The organism is Mesorhizobium sp. BH1-1-4 (assembly GCF_020165665.1).
Taxonomy (GTDB): domain Bacteria; phylum Pseudomonadota; class Alphaproteobacteria; order Rhizobiales; family Rhizobiaceae; genus Mesorhizobium.
The window spans coordinates 201,177-226,420 of sequence record NZ_JAIUIN010000004.1; the positions used below are offsets into that span (position 1 = coordinate 201,177).

Genomic DNA, 25,244 nt, shown 5'->3' on the forward strand with positions numbered 1-25,244 from the left:
AAACAGGGGAAATACGCAGCCCTCCGTCAGAGGTTAAGCATCTGAGTAGAATCTACTTGAGGGCTCGTTGACACTGGGTTTTTTCCGTCGAAGTATGCCGGCCGGGACGCCGCATGGTTAACGATTTCTTGCGGCTTGGGGAAGGTGCCTAATGGCTCGAGGGGGCAATGTCCACTTCGTTCGTTCAACATCGGCGCGTGCCGACGACGTCTTGGCAATTGCCGGGAAACCGCTGTGGCGCGACTGCGAAACGACATTCGCCCGCATAGATGAGCTGTGCGGGGACAATACGTCGCGCCTGTTCGCCGAACCGAACGCCAAGGAGCAGGAGGGCGGCCGCCTGGTGGTGGCTTGGTTCAGCAGCTTCGACGATGAGCCGAAGCGGCTGGGGGAGCTCGACCGCGCAAAGCGGGCCAGGATCGAATCGATCTTGGCCGCGCGGATAGAGGCGCTTCGTCCGGCGTTAGCGGATCGCGAAATCGGCGAGAGCGTAGGCGCGATGCTCAACGTGGCGGACGAAAATTCCATTGTCGCCGTCGGCGAGAATGCTGTCCTGACCAATTGGGGGATCCTGCCCGAGGAAGCCCGCTCCTCTCGCGGGGCGTTTGTGCGGCACAGCGAGAAGGCAATAGGTCCCTACCTGCCAAGCGGCATATCGCCACGGGTTCCGGGCCAGACGTGGGTTGTAGCCGGTGGTTCCGCCACGGCCGGACTCTCTCCCCCGCGGCGCGCGATTGCGCCAGAGGCGGCAGCAGCACCCACGCAAGAGGCTCAGTCAGCGGCTTCCGCAAGGTACAGGCAGGCTTGGTTTTGGCCAGTCGCCACGCTTTCGCTCGTGTTCGCAGCCGGTCTGATTTACGCGGCTTGGCCAGGCCACCTCGTTTATCCTGAGGCGCTACCTGCTCCACCGACAGCTCCCCTCGTGAACAACGAGGAGGTTAACAGGAGCCTTGAAGAGCGGATCGGCAAGATGAAAGCCGAGCTTGCACAACCTGCATGCGACGCGGATTCCTCTGTTCTCGGTCCTGCACTCCACGACGCCCGACATTCTACGGAAGGCGGCGCTTCAGGGGCCGCCGGTGGACAGGCGCCTGCACCCGCGTCGACACATTCGCTTCTCGCCACGCTGGACTCCGCCACGGTCCTCGTGCTGGCCCCTTCGGCTGACTCGCTCAGCACCGGGAGCGGGTTCTTCGTGAGCCAAAGGGAAATACTGACCAACAATCACGTGGTCGAGGGCGCCGGGGAGACGGTATTCGTCGCCAGCAAGGCGCTTGGGCGCGCGGTTCCTGCCCGCGTTGTCGCGAGATCGGGGGATAGTGAGACCGGAAAGCCGGACTTTGCTCTCCTGCGGGTCGACGAGGCACCTGCCACGGTAACCCCTCTGCCGCTTTCTACGGAAATAGGGAGGCTTGACGGCGTAATTGCAGGAGGCTTTCCATCCTTCGTCATGTCCATGGACAGCACCTATCGAGCGATCCTCAATGGCGATATCACAGGGATCGGCCATCTCGAGATGGTCGTCACGCAGGGCAACGTGATGGCCATGCCTCAAGGCGGGGCGGCGAAGGTCATAACCCATTCGGCGAACATTTCTCCCGGCAATAGCGGAGGTCCCCTTTCTGATGCCTGCGGCCGCGCTGTCGGAGTGAACACCTTCATTGTCCTCGACGGCGAGAACGTTCAGAAGCTGAACTTCTCCCTTGGTGCGAGCGACGCCATCCGATTCCTGGCAGCCAACGGCGTGACGGTGGCCACCGCCGATCAGCCGTGCAACGCGGCTACGGGGATCGCCGCGTCGGCAGGGCCAACGGAAAGCCCTGTCCAATGAGCCAGTTCGTCGCCACCACAACGCTCAGCCTGATGCGTTCCCTCGGGTCTACCGCGGAGCGATCGGTCCATCGGCTTCAGGCAGTGCTGGGACGGGAATTTCCCGGCGGCATAGGGCTCGAACTGGCCGAACCAGTGCCGCGCAAAGACGGCTCGGGGATCGACTGGTATACCGAGCGTGACGAGTCTCTTGTTCGCCTCACGGATCTCCCGCCCGAAACGGCGGCCGTCTACAAGGCGCGCCTGGACCAGTCCGTCCGTGCGGTTCTTCGCGCGGCCGCCGCGCACGAAGCCCGGACCGACCCAGCAGCACGCTCGACGGCCGCCGCTTTGCGCAATGCGGCGACATTCCCCGACGACGAGAACGTATGGGTCTCCGGAGGCTCCGATGGGAGCGGCGGAGTGCTAGTCCTTACGGCATGGGGCTACGAAAAGCATGACGCCGAGACCAGTGGCAGGGGACAGATCGCTGAAGTTGCCCGCGACCGCCCGCCGACGGCGTCTGTTTCGGACAAAGCCACTGAGCGGCCGATGCGGGCTGCCGAGCCTTCCTGGTGGCGGTCGGTAGCTCGAAGGCTTCTTTGGCTTATTCCAATAGCGCTAGCGGGGGCAACCGCATGGTTGCTGCTTCCTGCCTGCGGCCTCATCCTTCCTTTCGGCGTCACCGCCTTCGGAAAGGGCGGAGGCGCTTACTGTGCTCTTTCAGCGCCGCAGCCATCCGTCGATAAAGCCAGCTTGCGAACGCGGGAACTCATGTCGGAAGAAGCGGTGATCGAGGAACAGCTGAGGCGGCATCTGAATTCATGTCAGCCGCCCATTACACAATCAGGGACGCCTGATCCTGCGCAGGAGGCAGACAAGCGCGTCGAAAGCGCAGGCGGCGCAGAAGGTCAGACACAGGTGACGCTCATCTGGAACAACCGGACTGACCTTGACCTTTTCGTGAAGTGCCCAGACGGCGCAATGGTGCTCCTGGACGGTCAGCCGAAATGCGGCGGCGTGCACGACATCGATATGAATCTCAATGGAGAGAACAACAAGCCGGTCGAACACATAACGTGGGCGAATAAGCCTCCGCCCGGGCATTACGAGGTCTATGTGAGGTTATTCGACAAGCGCGCAGATCCGGCCCAGCGTACCGACTTCAACGTCATTCTCAACAATGGTGGGGCCACGCAAAGCTACCCAGGCAGCCTGACCCAAGAATCCCACGATGCGTCGCAGATGAAAGTCACGGAGTTCGATGTTCCATGACAGCACGCCGACGCCAGCCTGACAGGACGACTGAATGCTGACCAACCTCGCCGATTTCAGCGACGGATTTACGCTGGTGCCTGACAGCGGCATCCAGTTCGTCGAGTTCGGGTTCGACTTCGACGCCTCGCCGCGTCTGTCGAGGTCGTTCATCGAGCGGTTGTCGCCGGGCGAAACGGGTTCGGATGGAAAGACACTGATCCGCCTGCTTCCGAACTGGAACGATGACGATCCCGACGCCGACCAACCCCCCTACACCCCAAAAGGCGACGACGTGGTGTACGACATCGCCAAATCGAGGGCGCTCGAGACCTTCCTGGATCGTTGGGTTCCTGTGCCGTTCTTCAAGATCGAGCCGGGAAAAGATCCACTGGGCAACGAAATATACGCCCAAGGCCCGACTGACTGGGTCCGGGTCAGGGTTACAGAGACCCGCAACGCCCATGGCGACCGGAAGGGAACACATAGGGCAATCTTCGCCTTCGACAGCTCGCTCGCGCCCCGCAAGCCCAACCGTCCCTATCTCGCGCCTTGTCCGGAAGATGCGATGCGGACCGAATCGTTCCGTTTCGTCAGCCAACTCCCCGACATCATCTCGTTTCTTTCGCACAAGGTCGACGTTGCGGGACAAGGGCCCGTGGACGCGCAGAAGTGGCTGGATGACTGGCTGAGGGACATTCTTCACTCCTTCAAGAAGCTTCAGAGAAAGGGCAAGGAGCTGAGGCCCGATGACTTTCCTTTCCAGTTCGAACATCTCGCCCGGTACATAACCTTCGTCCAGTTTCTCGCCAGCGTGATCAAGCCCGTTCGCGTCACCCTCATCGACACGGTCAGCGACAACAGGAACGTCCATCCGGTCGACGTCGACCTGGTGCTCGACATCGGGAACTCGCGGTCGTGCGGGCTTCTGATCCAATCGTTCCCCGACGACGTGAATGTCGATCTCAACAACTCCGTAGTCCTGGAGCTACGCGATCTCTCCAAGCCCGAACTCGTCTATCGCGATCCGTTCGAAAGCCAGTGCGAGCTGGTGGCCGGGGAATTCGGCGCGGAAGACATCGCCAGGCGTTCTGGCCGCCCTCGGGCGTTCTTCTGGCCAAGTCTGCTTCGTATTGGGCCCGAAGCCTCGCGCCTTCGCGGAGAGTCGGAAGGCACCGAGGCGGCGACGGGGCTTTCTTCGCCCAAGCGGTATCTGTGGAGTTCCGATCCGGTCCTTCAGGAGTGGAAGTTCCGCTCCGCCTCCCCGGGCCATGCGGGAACGGAGCCGCTGATCGAGCGCTCCATGTATCGCTTCATAAACGACCGCGGAGACGTCCTCGAACAGCTGGAGAGCGACAGGCGCCAGTTCAAACTGAAAGTCAAAGAGAGCGAGCTGCAGACAGCGAGCCGCTTCTGCTTCTCGAGATCGTCCTTCTTCACCTTCATGCTCGTCGAAATCATCGCGCAGGCAATGTCCATGATGAACAATCCTGGCACCCGACGGGAGAGGAGGCTCAAGGATTCTCCACGTCGCCTGCGGAGGATCATCCTGACGATACCGTCAGCCACCCCGATTCAAGAGCAGCGCATTCTACGGTCGCGCGCGGAAGCCGCAGTGAAGCTTCTGTGGTCTCTGTCGGGATGGGGCGACAGTGACAGCGGCATAAACAGCCAGCGTCCGGAAATCCACTGCTCCTGGGACGAAGCGAGTTCGGTACATCTTGTTTATCTGTACGGGGAGGCCGTGCACAAGCTGGGCGGGTCGATCAGGACGCTGTTCGACATGCTCGGCAAGGACCGGGAGAGGCCGAAGACGCTTCCGCGTCCCAAGTCCAAGGAGAAGCTCGAACGTTCCCTGCGCGTCGCCAGCGTCGACGTAGGCGGCGGCACCACCGACCTCATGGTCACGACCTACTTCCAGACCGACAACGTCGCCCTTTTCCCCGACCAGAATTTTCGGGAGGGGTTTCGCATCGCGGGCGACGATCTCCTCAAGGTGGTCATCGAACGGCTCGTAATACCGCGCCTTGAGGAAGGGCTCGCCCAAGCGGGCCTTCCCAGCGCGCGAAACTATCTCAAGGACCGCTTCGCTGGCGACAATCCGAACATGTCCGAGCAGGAAAAACACCTGCGCCGCCAATTCGTGCTGCAGGTCCTGCAGCCCATCGCCATTGCCGTCCTCTCCGAATGCGAAGCCATGCCGGCGACGAGCCGCAAGACCGAAATTCGCAAGGCTGGCAGTTTCTTCGAGACCGGCGGCCGAACGACGGCCGGAGGCGACATCCCAGTGGACGCGCGCATCCTTGGCTACCTCAAGGACAGCATAGGCGCGCTCGGAGCGGGCGAGTTCACGATCGCCGACTGTGACATTGCGGTCGATCCGCTCGCAGTCGAAGAATGCGTCCTGTCGATCTTCGATGGCGTGTTCGACAACATCGCCGAAGCGATCAATCATCTGGACGCTGACGTCGTGCTTCTGACCGGGCGGCCGATGCGCCTGCCGCAGATGATAAGCCTGTTCATGAATAAGATGTCGGTCCTGCCCGATCGCGTCATCCCGATCAAGGACTATCGCGTCGGTACGTGGTATCCGTTCCGAGGCGTCAGCAACACGCACATCGACGACCCAAAGACGACCGCGGTCGTAGGCGCCATGCTCTGCGCTCTCTCAGAACGACAGATTACCAACTTTACCCTCTACTCCCAGTACCTCCGCATGAAGTCGACGGCACGGTACATCGGGCGGCTTCAAGGCAGCTCGTCGCTGCCGGACGAGACCTTGCTTTTCTCAGACATCGACCTCGATGCCGCAACGGCGGAAGCCGAAGCGGAGTTCGATTACCACAGCCCGCTTCGCATCGGCTTCAGGCAGCTTCCACTGGAGCGTTGGGTGGCGACGCCGCTCTACAAGCTGACGACTGCGCAGACGCGGTCTGCGCGCAGCGTACGAAAGCCAGTCCGCGTCACAATCGCGCGAAATGTGCAGGCGCCGGAAGATGATGAGGCGAACGAGATAGCGCTCCTTACGAGCGAGGCGACCCGCGAGGAATTCGTGATCCAGGACGCTGAGGACGCCGACGGCTCTCCGGTCAAACGTATCATGGAGCTGAAGCTTGACACGCTCGCCGTCGAGGCGGGTGACGGCTACTGGCTCGATACCGGAATTATCTCCATCCAGTGAAAGCTGAAGGCATGCGTAAAGACTTGAAGAAGACCTGCGACACGGCGCTGAAATCGGCGCAGGAGGGCCTCGCCTGGATAGGAACCGCCGCAAACGCGGAGCGCGTCGGCAGCACGCGCTCGGGCGCAGAGCAGCAGCTCAGGAAGTCCATCGTCGCCACACGAAAGGCAATGTTGGCTATCGACCGCCCCATGTGCGTGGGGGTGTTTGGCCCCAGCCAGGCTGGCAAGTCCTATCTGGTGTCGGTCTTGGCGCGCAATGGAAGCGCGCCCTTGATGGCCCGCTTTGGCGATCTCGGGCGGGAGGTCGACTTCATCCGGGAGATCAACCCCGGTGGCGATCGCGAGTCAACCGGGCTTGTCACCCGCTTTTCGGTTCGAGAAGAACCAAGTCCGCCCGGCGCGCCCGTTGTGCTGAGGATGCTGAGCGAGACCGACGTTGCCAAGGTGCTGGGCAACAGCTTCTTCCTCGACGGAGACGCGAAGAAACGCGCGCCCCTGACTTCCGACTCAGTCCTGTCCACCCTCGAAAGAGCGAAGAGCCGGGTGATGGCGCAGGCAGCTTCGGATGGCCTTGCCGAGGAGGACGTGTGGGACCTTCAGGAATATTTCGAGAAGCAGTTCGCAGGGTTGTCGAACATCGAGACGCTGGGGGCCTACTGGGAGGAAGCGTCCTTCCTTGCCTCCCGACTTTCCATTGCCGACCGCGGCGACCTTTTTTCCGTGCTATGGGGCGGGCTGCAGGAATTTACCGACCTCTACGTTGAACTTGTCACCGCTCTTGAGAGCCTTCAGTTCGCCAAAGATGCATACTGCCCGGTCGAAGCGCTTGTCCCGCGGGAAAGCAGCATCATCGACGTCGAGACGCTGCGGGGGCTGGGGAAGTCCGGCCAAGACAAGCTGCAGATCAGGCCGATGAAAGGATCGGCGGTTTCGCTGCCACGACCCGTGATCGCTGCATTGGTGGCTGAGCTGCGGATTGCGATATCTGAACAACCATGGCCTTTCTTCGAGCATACCGACCTCCTGGACTTCCCGGGCGCTCGCAGCAGACAGAAGGTGGACCTACAGGCCTTCATCGAGGGCAACCCCGACGCGCTCAAGGAACTCTTCGTCCGCGGCAAGGTCGCCTACCTCTTCGACCGCTACGTGGCGGAGCAGGAGCTCTCGAGCATGCTCCTCTGCATCAAGCCCTCGAACCAAGATGTTGCGACTCTTCCTGACATGATCGACGACTGGATCAGGGCTTCGCACGGGGAAAGCCCGCTCGACCGCACAAGGACCGAGACCGCGCTGTTTCTGGTGCTGACGATGTTCGACATGCACTTCAGTGAAAAGGCCGGCGAGGAGGGACAGAGCCTGTCGGATCGCTTCAGCGCCCGCCTGGGGGCCTCACTGACGCGCTTTTTCGGAAAGGCTCACAAGTGGCCGTTTGAATGGATGCCGGATAAGCCTTTCAACAACTCGTACTGGCTGCGCAACCCAAATTTCAAGGCAGAGTCCCTAATCAAGTACAAGGGCAGCGCCGAGATCGGGATTTTGCCCGACAAGGTTGCCAAGGTCGCCGCCCTGCGGGAGGCCTATCTTGAGGTCAGTGAAGTCCAGCAGCATTTCCGGGAGCCGGCCAAGGCCTTTGACGAGGCCCTCAGGCTGAACGATGGCGGCGTAAGCTATCTGGCGGAGAACCTTGCTGCCATCTGCCGTCCCGACATCAAGTATGGACAGATACGAGGGCGCGTCGGGAACATTGCCCACGATATCCGCCGCGTGCTCGCCCCGTATTTCATAGAAAGTGACATCAACAAGCGCATCGCCGAGCGCCGGGAAGTCTCCGACCAGATTCTCGCCAACCTCACCGATGTCTGGGAGCGAGACCAGTTCGGGACGGCCATGAAGATGTTGCAAATATCCCAGAACGGGATCTCCGAGCATCTTCATATCGAGTATGGGAACCGTCTCAAGCGCCAGAGCCATCCTGACGATGGGGCCGAAGGACGGACCGATGTCGGGACGAAGAAGCGCCAGCCGCCTCCGCGTCCCGGTGCTCCTCCTTTGCCCGGCGCCAAGAAGAAGACGGTTGCGGCAGCAGGTGCCGCCGGAGAATCAGTTTCGCAGAAAGCCCTGCCGCGCGAAGCCTATCTCGCCCGCTCAGCCATCCGGCATTGGACTGACAGCCTTTTCGCCCTCGCAAGAAATGACAACGCGCTGCAGGTCATTGGCTTCGGGCAGGAGTCGGCGAGCGAGCTGGTCGCCGAGCTTACCGCCGCGGCGCGGCGGGTGGGGCTCGAAGAACGCATAGCCGGGGATCTCGCCAAGCTCTCGGGAAGTTCAGTCGAAAGATCAGACATCCTTCTCGAGAAGGCTGGTTTTCTAGCGACGAGCCACATCAACCGTTTCGTCAGCACACTCGGCTTCGACGCGATGCCCGAAAACAAGCGGCCACTCGCTCCAGACGGCACCGAGAACGGAGAAGTCAGAGTGTTTTCTCGTCGCCCGAGCGTCTCCGACTGCGACGGGCTAGGCGTGGAGCGCCGGAATTTCTCCTACCTCGCGCTCTCGGAATGGATGTACGCCTTTCACCAGGTGGTTACCGACAATGTCCTTTCAGGGGAAGGCATCACCATCAACGTCGAGGAGAACGAGCGCCTGAAAGCCATCCTTGACACGCTCGATCAGTCGGTGCCGCTGGTTGGTGCGCCCGTTGGGACTGCTCGATGAAAAAGGTGGCGCTCAAAGTCGGTGAGGACGAGTCGCGCCTGTTCGGGCACGCCCTGATCACATTCCCGCAGGAATTGGGCAGTGCTCCGATGCTGCGTCTGTCGATCATGCGCAAGTCCAAGGATGCTCCCTACCTCGGCGACGCCGGATGGCAGGCGCGTCCGGCGACTGTAGATGCAGCGGTCGTCAGCCGTAGAGCGGATTCAGCCACGGTGGTAGTCGGGCCAGAGGTCTGCGACCAAATCCCGGTTGACCTACAAGTGAGGATCGAGGTCGAAGGCCATGACATTGAGGGGAGCGCCTTCTGGCCGCCGATCCCGCCTAGCCCGGGAGCTTGGTCACAGGAGCTGACCCCTTTCAAGACACCCAATCCTCAGGTCATCGAACGCGAACTCACAGAGGCTCTCGAACAGGCCATTGAGCTACCTCGGATTGTGGATACACAGGAGCAGAACCGTCAGCCCGACCAACCTCCAGTGAAGAGGAGGCGCTACCTATACCTTCTCATCCCGTTGGCGCTGCTTATGGCGGGCGCAGGATACTACATCGCCGACAGCAGGGGTTGGTTCATCAAGCCCGAGACTTTGCTCGCGCGTTTCGAGAAGCTGAAGCTGACGGATACCAACGGCGCTGGACTATTCGCCCTAAGCGACGAGGCTTACCGCGCTGGCGACGGCGGAATCGGCTTGCAAGCGATCAATCTTGCAATGGAGCGGGGCAACAAGGACGCAAAACTTGAGATCGCGCGCTGGTATGATCCAAGCTCCTTCGATCCCGCCAAAGCAGATCGTCCGGACGCGAACAGGGCGGCTCGGGCCTATTTCGAGCTGTCGGTGGAAGGTCAGGCAACGGCAAAGGAACTGCTCCGCTCCCTCTGCGCGAAGAGTGCGAGTTCTCCTCAGGACCCCGGGTTCAGCGGCTTCCTGACGGACACTTACTGCGAAGGGACGCTGGAATAATGGTTGAGAATCAAATGGCCCGGCCATGCGCCGCCTGTGGAACGGTCAGAGGGACAATGGCATGTTGAAGCGCAGCTTGAACAGATATCTCCTGCCCTTCGCAGGACTCCTGGCGGCCGTGGCGGCGGCAATATTGCTGGTCACGCCCATGGCGGGAGCGCAGGAAAATTCCGCCGCGAACGAGCTTTTCAACTACCCGGACACGGTACTTAACGGGATAGTCAGCGCACAATTTTCCAAGCCGATGGAAGAATGCCGAAAACTGTGCGAGGCGCGTTCCGGATGTCAGGGATTCGACCATTCTCAAAAGGATGAGTGCCGCCTTTTCGCCAGCGTGGGAGCCGGACGCGTCAGCGTGGGCTCGACCGCCGCGACGCGCAGTCTGCTTTCGAACTACACCGATCCGACCAATCCTCCGCTTGCAGCGAGGCTGGCGAAGCTCAAGGAGACCGACACTGACGGCCATGAACTCTTCGCCCTGAGTACGGAGGCTTTCAAGCGCGGAGACCGAAGCGTCGGGCTGCAGGCGATCAATCTCGCGATGCAGAGGGGCAACCAGGACGCGAAACTTGAAATGGCGAGATGGTACGATCCAAGGACCTTCGCGCCGGACCGCGTCGACGCGATCGACTCCAACAAGGCGGCGCGTTCGTATTTCGAACTCGCGCTGGAGGGCAATGCGCAAGCCAATACCCTGCTGAGCTCGCTGTGCCTCGACGCCAGCGACACGGGTTCCAATCACGCCAACGCGTACGAGAATTTCCTTCGCACTACATACTGCGAAGGATCGATCAGTCCTTGACCCAGCCGCGCCTTCATATCGGTTTCATGCGTTGGGAAACGGGGACAGCAAGAATGCGGCAGAGGGGTCGTTGGTTGCGCTTGGCCTCGGCGGGAATAGCGTGGTCCGCGCTGCTGCTGGCATTTTTGCTTGTGGTGCCTGGAATTGCTCCGCAGGCCTCAGCGCAGGCGTCAGGTGGAGAATTTCTCGACTATCCAGCGACTGCACTGAGCGGAAGCCCCAGCGCCGAGTTTCGGCGGCCATTGGACGACTGCCGAAAAATCTGCCTAGAGCGTTCGGGCTGCGCCGGCTTCGATCACTCATCCGCAACCAACCTCTGCCGCTTGTTTCCAGCGGTCGCCTCAGCACAATCTGACCCGCTCTCAACCAGCGGCACGCGCCAGCGGATTCCAGGTTACCGTGACCCCGCCAATGCCGAGTCCTGGTACTACGCCTCATTCAGCGGCGTTGACCTGTGGGGCGGCGATCTCGTGTGGAAAGGCATAGATGCGCCTAATGCTGAAAGCTGCTCGGCTCTGTGTGACAGTCGATCCTCCTGCCGCGCCTTCACTTACAATCAGGAGGTGAACCGATGCTTTCTGAAATCGGGCTTCGATTTCGTTCAGTCCTACCCTTTGGGACAGTCCGGCCTCTATTTCAAGGCCAAGCCATCAGCCCCTCCTCCGACCTTAACTGCCGATTGGGAGCTATTCACCACGAGTGGCCTCATTGGAAATGGCATGGAGTCGCCTGCGGTCTCGTACCAGGACTGCTTGCAGAAATGTGAATCGGATAGTGGATGCGGCGGGTTCACTTGGGTCGCCGCGAAACCCAACCGATGTTTTCTGGTCCAGGGAACCAACCTGTATCCGGTGCGAAGAAAAGGCATGACGTCGGCGCGAAAAAACAGCCGGACGGTCACCCCCGACTTTGTACATCCCGTCGCCCCGAGGGACTGAAAAATGCCGCCGCAGATCGCATTTTTCATCGCTATGGCGTGCGCCCTCTTTGGCCTTTGCTCGCCGCTGAAGGCTGACCCAATACCTGGCGCCGGTCCCCCAAACCCTAACCTACATCGCATAATCGAGGACGCTAGGCTGCGTCAGATGATCGGGCAGATGGTGCTGGTTGGCTTCGTTGGTAGCGAGCCGGATGCCGAGGGCTACGCGAGGGTCGTCAGGCAAGCAGAGGAAGGAAAGATCACTGGCGTGATCTATCTGGGGCGCAACATCAACAGCCTGAAGCAAGTGCGGCAATTAAACGAGGGCCTGCAGCGCTTCGCGGCGACCCCGCTGCTCATCGCTGTCGACCAGGAGGGCGGCCGGATCCAAAGGCTCACGGGTGCCATCGGGTTCAAGGAGACGCCGAGCGAGGCGACTGTGGCTAAGTCCATGAGTCCAGACGAGGCCGGCGTGGTTTACCAGAACATGGCTTCCGCTCTCTCGGATTTGGGGTTCAACCTCAATCTGGCTCCGGTCGTCGATGTGAACGTCAACCCGGGAAATCCCATCGTTGGCAAGCTTGGCAGGAGCTTTTCGGCCGATCCGAACACGGTCGAGGCCTACGCGAAGGTCTTCGTGGAAGCGCATCGGGCGAAGGGAGTGCTAACGGCCTTGAAACACTTCCCGGGACACGGTTCGAGCACCAAGGACAGCCATAAGGGCATGGCCGACGTTTCCAAAACTTGGAGCGCCAAGGAACTTCTCCCCTACGAGAACCTGATCGCAGCGGGAGATGCCGACATGGTCATGTCGGCGCATGTGATAAATGACAAGCTGTCCTTTTCGAACGAAATCCCCTCCTCGCTTTCCCGCGCGACGTTGACCGGGCTGCTGCGAGACAAAATGCATTTTAAGGGCGTGGTCATCAGCGACGACATGCAGATGCAGGCCATCACCGACAACGTCACCTTCGAGGAATCAGTGCGCCGAGCCGTTCTGGCAGGGAACGACATCCTAATATTCGCCAACGACAAACAACCAGATCCCTTGGTCCCGGAGAAGGTCGCCGCCCTTTTGGCTGAAGAAGCGCGTAAGGATCCTGAAATGCTCGAGCGGATAGAGAAATCCTATGAAAACGTCATGCGCCTAAAAAGGAAGCTGACACCAGCCGTTTCCGAGGAAACGACCATTGTACAAAAACGGTAGCGCGAGGCTGACCAAGCAAGGAGGAAACATGCTGGCGTACCCGCGAACGTTCGTTGATCGCATTCGGCGTCGGCAATTTAGCGGCAGAACCGTTGGACTACTCCTAGGGTGGGTAGTCACAGTTGCGGCTGGTATTGTTCCGCCGGCCGGCAGTCGGCCCGCGAACGCGCAATCGGCCCAGGAGCTCTTCCGCTACCCGCAGACCTTCCTGAACGGGGCCGTCAGCGCCACGGTCAGCGTGCCGCTTGAGGCCTGCAGCAAGCTTTGTTCCGCGCGATCGGGGTGCACGGGCTTTGACCATTCGTCGGATGGCGGCGTGTGCAGGCTGTTCGCGAGTGTAGCAGGCGCGATGCAAAGCCAAGGACATACGGCCGGCACTCGCAGTTTGGTCATTGGCTATGGTCCGCCAGTCAATCCACCTGCCTCTCTACCGGCTGCAGAGCCGCCGTCGCAGCCTGGCGAACTGGAACAGGAGGCGGTGGCCGTCACCCCACCTCCCGCATCTTTCAGGCGGTTCCTCAACAGGGATCTGAAGAGCAGAGCCGCAGAGACCCGTCAAGCTGATACCGTGGAACAGTGTGAATCCATGTGCCGAGCTGCGGAAACCTGGTGCAGGGCTTTCACTTACGACGCATGGAACCGAAAGTGCTTCCTCAAAGAGCGACAAGGCCAACTCTTGATGAACGCCCGCGCTACTAGCGGCGTTATCTCGGGAGACGACATGCCCCCGGAGTCGAGCGCGGCTCCCTATTTCGAGTATTTTAACGGCAAGGCTTTTTCAGGGAACGGGTTCAGGGTGTTGAGCGCCCGCGCTCGCGACGAGTGCGAACGGGACTGCTCGGCACTGGATCAATGTATCGCTTTCGGATTCACCCAATCTCAGCGCCGTTGCGTCCTTTTCGAACAGCCAGGCGAATATTCAAGCAGTCGTGGGACTGACAGCGGCGCAATACGTCAAGACTGATTGAAATGCGAGCCACAGAGTTTTCAGTCTGACCCTTGACGGCAGGACTGACTGACCCAAAAAAACGGGGCGTATCGAATGTGGCTTTGAGCAAATTGCGATCTGACCGATCGCGCACCTACCGCCCAGGTTTCTTTGCGCGGTGGTTTCCGGCGGGAAAATGGAAGCTGGCCCTAGACCCGAAACTGTCGGGACGTTTCCGGCTGACTCAAGATCGCGAAGTCGAGCTTAGTTGCCTTGACACCGTGTCGATTTCGATCAGCAAGGCCCTTTTGTGGCATGCGGTCGAGATCCGTGCTCGCGGCAGAACAGACACGCTGGCGGCACTATCGGGTAACGCGGCCACACAACTCGCCGCAGACCTTCACGCCTTCATCAACACTCATCTCTTTGGTCTGATTGGTACAGAGAAGAAGCACTTGCTCGATGTCGAAGACAGACTTCGGGAGATCACTGAGGGCAATAGGCAGTATGTTGCCCAGGCGGATCTCGGCAGAGCGATCTCCAGCGTTCCTGGCGCCGTGGCAGCCGCCCTCTCTCACCCGCTTCTCGACCCAAACTTGATGCCTGCGGGGCTTAGGGCATCCCTACCGGCCTCATTCGCCATGATAACCGATCCGGCTGTTCGCCACGCCTACAATGAAGCTTTCGTCAGGTCTGAACTGCAAAAGTTCCAGACATTCTTCGACGACCTCGACGGACGTTCGTTTTCCGACCAACAGCGTGAGGCCTGCATCCGCCTTGAGGACAACAACCTCCTCGTCGCCTCGGCAGGGTCCGGCAAATCCGCGACAATGGTCGGCAAGGTCGCCTACGTCTTGGAGAAGAAGCTCTTTCGGCCTGACGAGATCCTGCTTCTGGCCTACAACAAGAGCGCAGCCGATGAGCTCAAGAGGAGGATCGCCAGCCACCTACAGGTCGCCGAAAACGCGTTGGAGTGCCGCGTCACAACGTTTCATGCGCTTGGGCGCGGAATCATCGAGGAAGTCGAAGGTCGGCCGCCCCAGCTTGCCAACTGGGTGGATCATCCCGGTGGTGAAACGAGGGTCATTGAGGCGATCATCCAGAGCCTTGTAGAGAGTGAACCCGAATTCGCCCGACTGTGGAGCGACCTCCTCGTGGTGCATCCCAAGGCCGACATCCCGGTCGAGGTTTTTGACCTCGAGGCCGACTATCGCCGCTATGTCTCGGATAGCGTCAGGAAGGGCAAGGCCACGATAGGCTCCCTGCCAGGCGTGATCGTGAAATCGTTGCAGGAGCAAAAGATTGCTAACTGGCTTTGGCTGCATTCCGTCAGCTTCGAATATGAACGGCAGATCGCGGTAGAGGAAGATGACGGCGCGGTCCGCCATCTGCATCCCGATTTCTATTATCCCGTGACCGATACTTTGCACGAGCACTTCGCGCTCAACGCAGATGGAACCTCACCTTTCGCCGACTATGCCGAGCACGCCGAGAAAAAACGGCAGGCATATCGCCGTAACAAGATCGATTTCTTCGAGACAACTTCAGCGCAGGCCAGCAACGAGACGCTGATTAGCACGCTCGAATCGGAACTGGAGCAACGCTCCATGCCTTTCGAACGCAAGAGCTACGCCGAAATCACCAAGGCGCTCGATCCTGTGGTGATCAAGCACTATCACCAGCTGATATCTACCTGCCTGAAGCATATACGGGCCAGCCATCTCACCCTCGAAATGCTGCTAGAGCGCGCCAAGACCCTCCGCGACAAGGAGCGTGCAACACTATTCGCCCGCGTGGTTTGGATGATCACGAAGGAATATTCCCGAAAGCTGGACGAATCCCGACGGATCGACTTCGATTCGATGATCGCGGATGCGGGTCGGCTAGTCGAGACCGGCCGATATCAAAGCCCCTACGCCCTGATCCTGGTGGACGAGTTTCAGGACATTTCCGAGCCGCGCGCCAATCTCATCAAGGCTCTCAAACAACAGAAACCGTTCAGCAAGGTGTTCGCGGTTGGAGATGACTGGCAGTCAATCTATCGTTTTGCCGGATCGGACATCACCATCTTCACCCAGTTCGAAGCGAATTTCGGGACTAGCTGGCAGGGTCGCCTCGAACAGACTTATCGCTGCAACCAGCTCATTGCCGAAACGGCGGCAAAGTTCGTTCAGCGGAATCCCGAGCAGATCAAGAAGTCCGTCCACTCGACACGACCGGCCATCTCTCGGTCGATCCGTGTCATTCCCATCGATGGTGAACGCGGCAAGCTGGACTTCGCGGTGGCTTGTCAGCGCCTGCTCGAACGGCTCGACGGTGCTCTGGGCGGCATCGTCACGCTGTGGCGCAGCGAAACGCGCGACAGGCTTAAGGTCCTGGTGCTGTGGCGCTACAACGTCCTGGATCCCTTCGAAGGAAAACCACCTTCCTTTGCCCATATCGAAGTATCTGGGCTGTCGTTTCACCGGGCCAAAGGCCTTGAGGCTGACTACACGGTGCTACTCGATGTGAGCGAGGGCAATTATGGCGTACCAAGCCGTATCGAGGACGATGAACTGCTCAATCTGGTCATTCCTCGCCCCGAGACCTTCGCCTACGCGGAAGAGCGTCGCCTGTTCTACGTGGCGCTGACACGTGCCAGCCGAGGCGTTTATCTGATCACCAATCGCCGTCAGCCATCTCGCTATATCGGTGAGCTTTGCGAGATCGCCAGCGACGAAGTCCGCTTCGAGACGGTCGACGGCGTCGCCCTAAGGCAATGTCCTGCTTGCCTCGTCGGCCAATTGGTAGAACGGCGCAATAAGGACGGATCGATGTTTTGTGGATGCGATCAGTTCCCCGAGTGCAAACACACTGAGCTAGGGGCTGCCGGTGGTTGATAGTCGCGTGCATCGCATGCGCTCCAAATTTATTGGAGTTCCTCGCCCGAGTTACGGTCGAAACTTCGCTAGTTCCCGCACTGCCAACGCAAACAAGTGAAAAGCCCTTAGATCTGTCTTGATCGCAGACTCACAGCTATCCGAGCTCGTGGATCATGACATCGGGCACAACGGACTTGGCGATCTCGCACAGGTGCTGGTGGTGCGTGAGGTAAATCACCTGGCCGGCACTCGCCATCTCCCCGAACAACCGGAAAACTTCCTCGGACCGGAAATGGTCGAAGGTCTCCATGATGTCGTCGGCGATGAACGGAACTGACGGTCGAAACTGTGCGAATTCGTAGTACCCGGCAAGTCTGAGCGCCAGGTAGAGCTGAAAACGCGCGCCCTTTGACAGCGCGTCGGCGACCTTGGATTGCCCGTCCCGCTGCATTGCTATGAGCACTTCCCCACCCTTCACCGGCTGGGTTGTCAGGCCGGAGTACTGGCCGCGTGTCATCAGGGCGAACGCGTCAGACGCCCGCGCCATCATCCCGGAGCGGTGGCGCTCGCGGTAGATGCGCAGAGCGTTCCCGGCCGACATTACTCCCAGTTTTAGCTCGATGTAGCGGACAGCCTTTTCCTCGATCTCCAGAAGGACGGTGCGCCTTTCGGCATCTATGCGGGCCACAGCCGCGTCGCCGCCGATGGCGTCCAGCTTGTCGGTCGCGCGCGTCTGCCGAATGAGCTGCTGTTGTAATGCCTCGTCAAGATCGTGAAGCCGTTGCTCGGCTTCGGCCTTCTCGATCGCAAGGCTGTCGAGATCGACAGCATCCAATGTCGAATGCGCCTGCTCGAACCCATCGACCGCGAGCTCGGACGACACCTGCTCCTCAAGTTCGGCCACGGCTGTGCGCAGGCGGTCCCTGTCGCGCAGCAGTTCGTCGCGTTGCACGACCTCCGCCAACGTGGCCACGCCAAAGACGCTCAGAACCTCGTGTTTTCGCCGCTCATGCGCCGAAACCTCTGCATCGAGGATCTCACGCCCATCCTGTAGGCGCTGCAGGTCATTGACGAGGCTTGCCTTGGCCTCAAGCGTGCGCTCGGCGCGCTCCAGGCGCTCGGCAAGTCGAATCGCCAGCTGTTCAGGTTCGTCGTCGGCCGCCTCACCCGCTTCGGCTGCAACAGCGGCAACCTCGCCCAGGAAATTGTCCCTGTCGGCCTCCATCTTCTCGATACGAAGTTGCATGGCGTCCCGGTCCTGAAGACATTTGGACAGTTCAGCCAATTGATCGAGGACCCCGCCGACGCCGGGCGCCGAGATGCCGCTCTCTAGCCAGGTGCCCTTAAGCGCCTCGGCAACGCCAACTAGCCATTCATCGTCACGCCGCTCTGCGACTTCGATGGCTCGGCGCCTGGCGGCCAAATCCTCTTGCCTTGTGCCGACGGTCTTGAGCGCCTCGGTGCGCTCAGCGTCCACCTTGAATTGCCGTTCAAGGAACAGCTCCGCCACGGCCATGACCGTCTCCAGGCTGTCATCAGGATCCGAGCCGACACCGACGCTCGCCAGCGCACTGCTCAGCTCCACGCGTATTCGGCCTTCCTGATCAACCGCGCGTTCGGTCTTCTTGCGAGAAAGCTCTATCTCCTCCCAGGCCGCTAGCGCATCGCTCCGGGCACCAATGCGATCCTCGATCAGTTCGATCAGCCGTTCGGGGGACGTCTCCGGGATTTCTCCAAGCAGATCTCTTGCGGCTGCAGAAATTTCCGAGAGCAGAGCCTCGCGATCTGAGCTGTTGCGTTCAAGTTGGCTGCGCACATGCGCGATGGTGGCCGAGGTCTCTGCGAGGTTGCGGTTTGTGCTGCGGATATCAACGAGCTCCCGAGCGTTGGCGAGGCGGCCCGCTGTGACGCTGTCGTCTCGATCCAGTGCTGCCGCGAAATCATCCGCCGTTTCCCCAGTCAGGTCATGGCGATGCCTTGCCCACGCCTCGTCCCGGACGCGCCGAATGGCGTTCGCTGCCTCATCGTCGGCGACATCGACCGAGGCTCGAAGGGCTTGCAGCTGCGCCGCAAGCAAGTCGTGATGACCCTGGTGCTCGGCAAGACGTTCGGAAAGAATCCCCCTGCTCTTGCCCTGCTCTGCTGCAAGCGCCTTCCATGCGCGGAGCTGTCCAGCATTCGGAACGGCGACCCTGGCCAACGCCTGAGCATCTCCCGACCAGGGATGCAAGCGTGCAATCGCGGCCTCCCATCGAATTTCACCGGCATCCGCGGCCTCGCGTGCCGCCTTGGTCTCCCCCAGATGCCCGCTGGTCTTTGCCGCCGACAAAGCCGAAACTAGCCTTGCCCTGGCAGGCTCGGGCACCGCCCGTTCCTCGCCGACCCGTTCGCGTGCCGCCTGGAGCGCGTCAGCAGCGGCCGCGGCCTCCTCGCGCGCGACGCGCACGCTGGTAACGATCCCGGATCGCTGCTCGACCATGGCGCGCACCGCGCCGATGGTTGCAGCAGGCAAGAGCAGGTTGGCGGGGTGTGGCTCGGAGGACCTACCAAGCGCGGCAAGGCAGGTCGCTACGGCATTGTCGAGGATTTGCAGCTCCGTCCTGCGACTTGGCAGGTCGAGGCCGGCCGAGACGTGGCGCACCTTGCGGTCGGCCAGGCCGCGAACCCGTTCGGAGATCGCAAGGATCACCGCGTCCACGTCGACGGACGCGATTTTCGTCGTGACCCGCTCGAGCTCGTCAACACTCGCGGATAGCCGCGTTCTCAGACTGGCGTCGGTCTCGATCATGTCGGCAACGCTGCCGGTCCAGGTCCGTGACGGTGAATCGATCTCAGGCAACTCGGCCAGTTGGGCTTCCTTACGTCGGATGTCGGCGAGGATCGGGATCGCGCGAAGATACTTCGCGATTGTATCGAGCCGAGCCGACAGCACCGACCGTTCGGCGATGCTGCGATTGTATTTTTCTGTCGCGTCGAGACGCTCGGCTTCAAGGCTCTCATAAGTCGACGCCAAGGTGTCGATCGCGTCCTTACCGGCCTTCAGTTCCGTAAGCCGCTTCTTGAGCAGCGCAAGCTCGGTTCCGTGTGCCTGCTTGCGATAGAGCCTGTCCGCTTCGGCCTCCAGCACGCTCAATGTATCACTTGCGTGCCCGAGGCCGGCGCTGGCCGTGAACAGCAGCTTGCCCAGGTCGCCGCGCGATTCCAGGATTGATTTTCCACCTGCTTCCAGCGTTTCGTCGTCCAACGAAAACATGGTCTCGTATGAGTCGCGAGAAAGCCCCGCGAGATGGGCTGATATCGCCATTTCGCTGACCGGTTGGCCAGTCGCGTTCAGCAATGAGTTGGCGCGCTGTTTCGTGCGTGTGAACGTGTGCTCCGCGCCGCCGAGTTCGAGCACCCCGCCGATGCGCATAGCGCTGTACTCGTGCAGGAAATTGTAGCGGCTGCGTTCCTCGATACCGAACAGAAGGTCGAGATAGGCCGAAAGCGCGGTCGACTTGCCGGCTTCGTTCAGACCGAAGACGATATGCAGGTCCGGACCGGATTCCGGTTTTGGCCCGAAGTCGATCGTCCTGTCGGTGAACTTGCCATAGCGGACGAGATCAAGTCGCCGGAGCCTCATTGTGATCCACCGGCCTTGAGGCGCGCAGTAACCAGGTCAGCGCCGTTGGCAAGCACCCTGTCGAGGAACAACTCCAGCTCGGCCTCGTCCTTGCCCGCGAAATCACGCCCCTCAGGCGGAAGATCCGCGATCATCTTCTGGACCAACGCCCTCGCCTCGGCACGGAAAGGTTCCGAGCTGGCATCGGCGCGCATGGATTGAGCGAGTTCCAAAATCGGATCAGCGACGCCCTCGGATGCTTCGGCTGCGGCTGGAACAACGCTGAGCTCGAGCTTCTCCACCCATGTGTCCCCCGTCTGTTCCGCGACCTGCTCAGCTTCTGCGAGCAGCAGGTCGCGGTCACGGATCAATGCCCAGGACAAAGGTGACGCCCCAGCCACGCCGAGGCGTATCACGGCATGGCGGGATCTGACGGCCGTCCGGATAGCTTCGAGCGCGGAGCGGACCCGCGCGACGACTTCGGACCATTCCACCGTTTCGGCCAGGTCGACGTTCACCCGCTCGAATTGCGCGATACTGGTCAGCCTCTCCTCGATTTCGACGCTGCGATCGTCTCGTATCGTCACCAGCGTGACGGATTTCTCTCCAGCCTCATTGATGTCCCTGCCCTGCGGAATTCCTGGCATCACCACCGTGCTCGCCCCGGGATGGACTTGGCGGACATGGATGTGCCCAAGTGCCCAGTACTCAAAGCCATGGCTGTGCAGGTCAGCGACGCTGCAGGGGGCATAGACGTCGTGGCCAGGCGATCCAGCCAGGCTCGTATGCATGATGCCGATATTGACCGCGCCTTCACGCGGAGCTGAATACTTGGGGAGCAGACCGTCCGGTGCCTTGGAGCTGGCAAAGCTCAAGCCATGGAACATGACGTCGAGCCCGCCGGCTGTCTGCAGCACTGACTGGGGACGGCCGCCGAAAATCGTGACCGTGTCCGGGAACACGAGCTGTTTCGATATCCGCGACATGGCGTCATGATTGCCACGGATCTTGAAAACCTTGATCCCGGCTTGGTGAAGTCGTGTCATCTGTGACGCCAGAAACCGCGCCGTTTTCATCGACGTCTGGTCGCCATCGTAGAGATCGCCGGCAATGACCAGCGCGTCGGCCCGTTCCGCAAGGCAGAGGTCAACTATGGAGATGAATGCCTGGCGGCTGGCGTCTCCGACAAGTTCGGCAAGGTCGCCGTTTCGCATCGCCAGCGAACGCAGCGGCGAGTCGAGATGAATATCGGCCGTGTGTACGAATCGAAATGCCATTGAGCGGTCTCCGGCTGCGAACATACCGATGTTCGATTGAGGCCCGATAGAAGAATTTCACCGCCCGAGACGGCGAAAAGGCTGCGCGACAAAGCCCCGGTGTATTTAATCGGCTCGGTTCGCTGTGGGGAGCAGGAAACAACGGTCAGGAAAGGCTTCGACTAGTCCTAAGCGTGAAAGACCGAGGAGAGTGGGGTCGTTGTGCCATCGGCATGGCGCAGCGAACGACAGCAGACGATACGGCAAATCCATGCGATGTCGAATTGCCTAGCTGTCACCAATCTGCGCACACTTTTATCTATGCTGAGAATCGGCTCCCAATTACAGCTTAGCGCCTCCGATCTGGTCGGCTACTTGAACTGCGGCCATCTGACCGTTCTTGACCTTCAGGTTGCGGACGGCGCGCTCGAAAAGCCGAAGATCTGGGACCCACTGCTCGAGATTCTGCAGCAGCGCGGGGCCGCGCATGAGGCGGCCTATGTCGATCACCTGCGGGCGTCGGGCCTTGCGGTCGTGGTCATCGAGGGCAAGGGCATAGATAACGGCTCCGTGGCCGCCACGATCGAGGCGATGCGTGCCGGCGCGCAGATCATCGTGCAGGCCGCGCTACGCATGCCGCCGTTCACGGGCCGGGCCGACATCCTCCGGCGCGTCGAGACACCAAGCGATCTTGGCGCCTGGTCCTATGAAGTCATCGACACCAAGCTCGCCCGCGAAACCAGGGGTGGGACGGTGCTGCAGCTCTGCCTCTATTCTGACCTCGTCGGGCACGTGCAGGGGCTCGTGCCAGAATGCGCCTACGTTGTCGCACCGCTCACCGGCTTCGAGCCGGAGGCTTTTCGGGTCAGCGACTATGCCGCCTACTACCGCAATGTACGGGAACGCTTCACTGCGTCCTTGAACGGAGACGTCCGCACCTATCCGGAGCCGGTCGCCCATTGCGACATCTGCCGCTGGCGCGGCCGATGCGACGACCAGCGCCACCAGGACGACCACCTCTCCCTTGTGGCCGGGATCACGGCCGTGCAGCGCGGTGAGCTCGCCGGCCACGACGTGCCCACCATTACAGCACTAGCCGAGCTCCCCCTGCCGCTGCCGTGGAAGCCGGAGCGCGGCGCCGCCTCGTCCTACAATCGCATCCGGGAGCAGGCGCGGATCCAGGTTGCGGGGCGCGCGGCCGGGCGGCTGCTCCATGAAGCCCTGCCGATAGAACCGGGCTTTGGCCTGTGCCGGCTACCGGAGCCGAACGACGGCGATATCTTCTTCGATCTCGAAGGCGACCCCTTCGTCGGCGATGGCGGCCTCGAATATCTCTTCGGCTATGCCTTCAAGGACGCAGAGGGCGCGCTCACCTACGTCGCCGACTGGTGTCTCACGCAGGCCGATGAAAAGGCAGCCTTTGAGCGCTTCGTCGATTTCGTGATCGAGCGGCGAGCGCACCATCCCGGCATGCACATTTATCATTACGCGGCCTATGAGGTGGGCGCGCTCAAACGCCTGATGGGGCGCTACGCCACGCGCGAGGAAGAGATCGACACGCTGCTGCGCAGGCAGGTCCTGGTCGATCTCTACGCGGTGGTCCGCCACGCCATCCGCGCCAGCGTCGAGAGCTATTCCATCAAGAAGCTGGAGCCGCTCTACGAATTCACGCGCGCGGTGTCGCTGGCTGATGCCAATCATGCCTTAAGCAAGGTGCAGGCCCGCCTGGAGCTCGGGGACGCAGACGGCATCAATGCCGACGATAGGGCCGTCGTTGCGGGTTACAATCAAGATGACTGCGTCTCGACGGCGCGGCTTCGTGACTGGCTGGAGCGCCTGCGGACTGACGCGATCGCCTCAGGCGTGGAGGTTCCACGGCCGGCTCCGCCTGGAGAGGATGCTTCCCCGGAGATTACAGCTTGGCAGGCGCGGATCGATACAGTGGTGGCCGTGCTGGCTGAAGGCATTCCGGTGGACCCAGCGGAGCGCAGCACCGAGCAGCAGGCGCTCTACGTGCTGGCGAACGTACTTGACTGGCATCGCCGGGAAGAGAAGGCGATTTGGTGGGAATATTTCCGGCTGGCAGCGCTGTCCGCGGACGAGCTGGAGGACGAGCGGGCAGGCATCGCCGGCCTCGAGTTCGTCGATACCGTGGGCGGAACCGACAAGGCCCCTATCCACCGCTACAGATTTCCCTCGCAGGACGCGGAGTTTCGCGGCGGGGAGGATTTGCGCAGCGTTGGCGGCGAGCGGTTCGGCAAAGTCGAGGCCGTCGACCTGGAACATCGGTTCGTCGACATCAAGAAGCGGGGCGACACTGCCGGTTTTCACCCCGAAGCGATCTTCGCCCATACCTACATCGATACGGCTGTTCTGGCCGAGTCCCTGGTGCGGATCGGCGAGTACGTGGCCGATCATGGCATCGGCGGTCCCGGTGCCTACAAGGCGGCGCGCGATCTGCTGCTGCGGCGGCCGCCCGATGCCGGCGGCGCGGCGCTGCGCCAGCCAAGTGAGAGCCCGGTCGATGCGGCCTGCCGCCTCGTCCCGGCCTTGCAGGGCGTGCTCGCAATCCAGGGACCACCGGGCGCGGGCAAGACCCATACCGGCGCCTACGCGATCCTTGCGCTGGTCAGGGCCGGCCTTCGCGTGGGGGTGACCGCAAACAGCCACAAGGTCATTCGCAACCTGCTCGCAAAGGCCGCCGAGGAAGCAAAGAAGGAAGGCTTCGACCTGCAGTGCCTGCACAAGGTCACGGATGTAGAAGACAATGTCCCGCACCTCACCTTCACGACGAAGAACCCCGAGGCCCTCGGCGCCTTTGCAAGCGGCTACCACGTCCTCGGCGGCACCGGGTTCCTGTGGGCCCGGCCGGATGCGGCCGGACTCGTCGACGTGCTGTTCGTCGATGAGGCCGCGCAGATGTCGCTCGCCAACGTGCTTGCCATATCGCCGGCCTCAGCCAGCCTTGTCCTGCTCGGCGATCCCCAGCAGCTTGAGCAGCCGACGCAGGGGTCGCATCCCGAGGGGACTGAGGTCTCGGCTCTCGATCACCTTCTCGGGGGGCGGCAGACCATTGCCGAGGACCAGGGCCTGTTTCTTGATCAGACCTGGCGCCTCCACCCTGTGACATCTGCCGTTTCACCTCCGAACTGTTCTACGAAAGCCGCCTCCTTCCCCGTCCCGGTCTCGAGAACCAGGCCATCCTGATGGACGGCCCGCTTGGCGGGAGCGGCTTGCGCTATGTCGGGGTGCAGCACAGCGGCAACGCGAATTCCAGCCCGCAGGAGGCCGACCGTATCCGCAGTATTGTGCTGGGGATACTTGCTTCAGGTGCAGGTTGGCGCGACCGCGAGGGCAACGAGGCGTCGCTCACCCCGAAAGACATCCTGGTAATCGCCCCCTATAACGCGCAGGTCTTTGAAATCCAGGCGCGCCTCCCCGGCGCGAAAGTAGGGACGGTTGACAAGTTCCAGGGACAGGAGGCGCCCATCGTGATCTATTCCATCGCGACCTCCAGTCATGGCGACGCCCCGCGTGGCATGGAGTTCCTCTACAGCGCGAACCGCCTCAACGTGGCCATCTCCCGCGCCAAGGCACTGTGCATTCTCGTGGCCAATCCGGACGTGTTCGAGCCGGAATGCCGGACGCCGCGTCAGATGCAGCTTGCTAACGGCTTCTGCCGCTACCTAGAAATGGCCGTTACGGTCGATCCGTAGGTCCTCGCCGGGCGGCATCAATGTCCGGCCAAGC

The 25,244-nt window shown here is 61.2% G+C and carries 14 protein-coding genes; 12 read left to right on the plus strand and 2 right to left on the minus strand.

Annotated elements, in window-relative coordinates:
- Window positions 1-151: 151 nt before the first annotated feature.
- The 10 genes from LB569_RS09950 (at window position 152) to LB569_RS09995 (ending at window position 16,655) form a co-directional block, all read left to right on the plus strand.
- On the plus strand, window positions 152-1,831 hold the full coding sequence (locus LB569_RS09950) for a S1C family serine protease (protein ID WP_224692070.1): 1,680 nt from the start codon (window positions 152-154) through the stop codon (window positions 1,829-1,831).
- The gene (locus LB569_RS09955; protein WP_224692071.1) at window positions 1,828-3,084 is read left to right on the plus strand and encodes a hypothetical protein; all 1,257 of its coding nucleotides are present in this window, start codon (window positions 1,828-1,830) and stop codon (window positions 3,082-3,084) included. Before LB569_RS09950 ends, LB569_RS09955 begins: the two co-directional genes overlap by 4 nt.
- Before the next feature lie 34 nt (window positions 3,085-3,118).
- Window positions 3,119-6,244 (plus strand): virulence factor SrfB, encoded by a 3,126-nt coding sequence (locus LB569_RS09960; protein WP_224692072.1) that lies wholly within the window; start codon window positions 3,119-3,121, stop codon window positions 6,242-6,244.
- Between the two features lie 11 nt (window positions 6,245-6,255).
- Window positions 6,256-8,961 carry a virulence factor SrfC family protein gene (locus tag LB569_RS09965; protein ID WP_224692073.1) on the plus strand — a complete coding sequence of 902 codons (2,706 nt, stop codon included), beginning with the start codon at window positions 6,256-6,258 and terminating at the stop codon, window positions 8,959-8,961.
- Window positions 8,958-9,920, plus strand: coding sequence for a hypothetical protein (locus tag LB569_RS09970; RefSeq protein ID WP_224692074.1), 963 nt, complete (start codon window positions 8,958-8,960; stop codon window positions 9,918-9,920). Before LB569_RS09965 ends, LB569_RS09970 begins: the two co-directional genes overlap by 4 nt.
- 61 nt (window positions 9,921-9,981) lie before the next feature.
- Window positions 9,982-10,722, plus strand: coding sequence for a PAN domain-containing protein (locus LB569_RS09975; RefSeq protein ID WP_224692075.1), 741 nt, complete (start codon window positions 9,982-9,984; stop codon window positions 10,720-10,722).
- Window positions 10,719-11,660 carry a PAN domain-containing protein gene (locus LB569_RS09980; protein WP_224692076.1) on the plus strand — a complete coding sequence of 314 codons (942 nt, stop codon included), beginning with the start codon at window positions 10,719-10,721 and terminating at the stop codon, window positions 11,658-11,660. Before LB569_RS09975 ends, LB569_RS09980 begins: the two co-directional genes overlap by 4 nt.
- A gap of 147 nt (window positions 11,661-11,807) precedes the next feature.
- Window positions 11,808-12,848 carry a glycoside hydrolase family 3 N-terminal domain-containing protein gene (locus LB569_RS09985; protein WP_224692077.1) on the plus strand — a complete coding sequence of 347 codons (1,041 nt, stop codon included), beginning with the start codon at window positions 11,808-11,810 and terminating at the stop codon, window positions 12,846-12,848.
- A gap of 28 nt (window positions 12,849-12,876) precedes the next feature.
- Window positions 12,877-13,812: a PAN domain-containing protein gene (locus LB569_RS09990; protein ID WP_224692300.1), complete on the plus strand. Its 936-nt coding sequence runs from the start codon at window positions 12,877-12,879 to the stop codon at window positions 13,810-13,812.
- A gap of 86 nt (window positions 13,813-13,898) precedes the next feature.
- Window positions 13,899-16,655 (plus strand): UvrD-helicase domain-containing protein, encoded by a 2,757-nt coding sequence (locus LB569_RS09995; RefSeq protein ID WP_263494389.1) that lies wholly within the window; start codon window positions 13,899-13,901, stop codon window positions 16,653-16,655.
- A gap of 136 nt (window positions 16,656-16,791) precedes the next feature.
- On the opposite strand, the gene LB569_RS10000 is transcribed toward LB569_RS09995, so the two are convergent.
- Window positions 16,792-20,259, minus strand: a complete 3,468-nt coding sequence (locus tag LB569_RS10000; protein WP_224692078.1) for an ATP-binding protein — start codon at window positions 20,257-20,259, stop codon at window positions 16,792-16,794.
- The gene (locus LB569_RS10005; protein WP_224692079.1) at window positions 20,256-21,515 is read right to left on the minus strand and encodes an exonuclease SbcCD subunit D; all 1,260 of its coding nucleotides are present in this window, start codon (window positions 21,513-21,515) and stop codon (window positions 20,256-20,258) included. Before LB569_RS10005 ends, LB569_RS10000 begins: the two co-directional genes overlap by 4 nt.
- Window positions 21,516-21,815: 300 nt before the next feature.
- Here LB569_RS10005 and LB569_RS10010 point away from each other — a divergent pair, with 300 nt between their 5' ends.
- Entirely contained in the window at window positions 21,816-24,701 is a 2,886-nt protein-coding gene (locus LB569_RS10010) for a TM0106 family RecB-like putative nuclease (protein ID WP_224692080.1), read from the plus strand.
- Window positions 24,644-25,210 (plus strand): DEAD/DEAH box helicase, encoded by a 567-nt coding sequence (locus LB569_RS10015; protein ID WP_263494426.1) that lies wholly within the window; start codon window positions 24,644-24,646, stop codon window positions 25,208-25,210. Before LB569_RS10010 ends, LB569_RS10015 begins: the two co-directional genes overlap by 58 nt.
- Window positions 25,211-25,244: the final 34 nt, after the last annotated feature.